The 1,538-nt window shown below is 44.7% G+C and carries 2 protein-coding genes; one reads left to right on the top strand and one right to left on the bottom strand.

The genetic code is table 11. The features are described 5' to 3' along the window. Nucleotides 1-397: 397 nt before the first annotated feature. Nucleotides 398-895 (bottom strand): pentapeptide repeat-containing protein, encoded by a 498-nt coding sequence (locus QUA00_RS20495; protein WP_333143271.1) that lies wholly within the window; start codon nucleotides 893-895, stop codon nucleotides 398-400. A gap of 109 nt (nucleotides 896-1,004) precedes the next feature. On the opposite strand from QUA00_RS20495, the gene QUA00_RS20500 reads away from it, so the two are divergent. Next, nucleotides 1,005-1,373 (top strand): phage holin family protein, encoded by a 369-nt coding sequence (locus QUA00_RS20500; protein WP_333143272.1) that lies wholly within the window; start codon nucleotides 1,005-1,007, stop codon nucleotides 1,371-1,373. The last annotated feature ends 165 nt before the right edge of the window (nucleotides 1,374-1,538 follow it).

The raw sequence follows: 1,538 nt of genomic DNA on the forward strand, positions 1-1,538 counted from the left end.
TTCCACCAACCATAATCGCCCCAAACAAACAATCTCAAAAACCCGCCCCCAGCCAACAAACAATCATCATTTACATTATAGGGTTTCCTAGGGGCGGGTTCCACCAACCATAATCGCCCCAAACAAACAATCTCAAAAACCCGCCCCCAGCCAACAAACAATCATCATTTACATTGGGGAATTTAATGCAAATATCAGGTTAATGTGAATTATTCGTGGTGTGGGGGCGGGTTTATCTAAATTGTTGGTAATCCTTAGATATTTTTGGTGGAACCCGCCCCTACAAAATAGGGTTTCGTAGGGGCGGGTTCCACCAACCATAATCGCCCCAAACAAACAATCTCAAAAACCCGCCCCCACCCAAAAAACAATCATCAGTAATTGAGCGGAGATGATATCAGCGGCATCCCAAAGAATCGCGAGTAGAAATCCCAGTTTGAGAATTAATCCCGGTTGCCTTTGTACACAATTCTTTAATTTGTGAGCCGTCCATAATTGCATCAGTAAAGTCAGCGCCGGTGATATCAGCTCCATCAAAAGTAGAACGCAGCAAAATTGTTTCTGCTAATATTGCATCGCTTAAATCTGCCTTAGTAAATTTAACTTGATCAATCATTGCATTAGTTAAATTTGCTCCGTGCAAATTCGCCTCAGTCATCACCGAAGCGCTCATAATTGCTCCCCGCAAATCGGCATTAGAAAAATTAGTCAAGTCCATATTAGCGTTAGAAAACTCAGCAGCCCGCAGCATTTGACCGGAAAAATCACGTCTTGTCAGTTCGGCGTTGCTAAAGGACAGCGGAGGAGCGTAATATTTAGATTGAGCCTGGGCTGGCTGCGGCAGGATGAAGATAGTTAGCGCGAATAGGAATGCAGCTAGTTGCCGGAGTTTCATAAGTCGGATATTCTCGCAAGGTGGGTATTTCGTAGTGTATCCCGAACTTTGGTCGATCGACTAAACAGTTAAAATCTGAATTAATAGTGATGGAGATGGAAAAAAAGATATGCTAAGTTTTTTCTTAACTTGGATAGTAGCCGCAGTTTCGCTGATCATTACCGCTAACATTGTACCAGGTATGGCGGTGGTTAGCTTTCCGGCGGCGATGCTGGCTGCTGTTGTTATCGGATTGGTGAATGCGGTTGTCAAACCGATTATTACATTGCTGACGCTGCCTTTGAGCATTATTACTTTAGGTTTGTTTTTATTCGTTGTGAATGCAATTTCGCTTTCCCTGGCTTCGTGGTTGGCGAGTGCGTTCAGTATCGGCTTTGCGGTTAACGGTTTTTGGCCGGCTTTGGTGGGTTCCATTGTGTTGTCATTCGTTTCTGGGTTGATTGGTCGATTTGTGAATGCCAATACTTTGTCTCAGTAGTACATTATCCCAGATATTCGATCGGGCAAACTGCAACCGCTACTGTTACAGCAGAACCCGCCCTAACCCCCCCTTGTAAAGGGGGGGGATTTTGACTGCGAAATATTTTTTTAGGGACTAAAAGCCTTTGCTGGGCGGGCAAGATGCCCACCCCACAAGCAGATT

Source organism: Microcoleus sp. T2B6 (assembly GCF_036700475.1).
In the GTDB taxonomy this organism is placed as follows: Bacteria; Cyanobacteriota; Cyanobacteriia; order Cyanobacteriales; family Microcoleaceae; genus Microcoleus.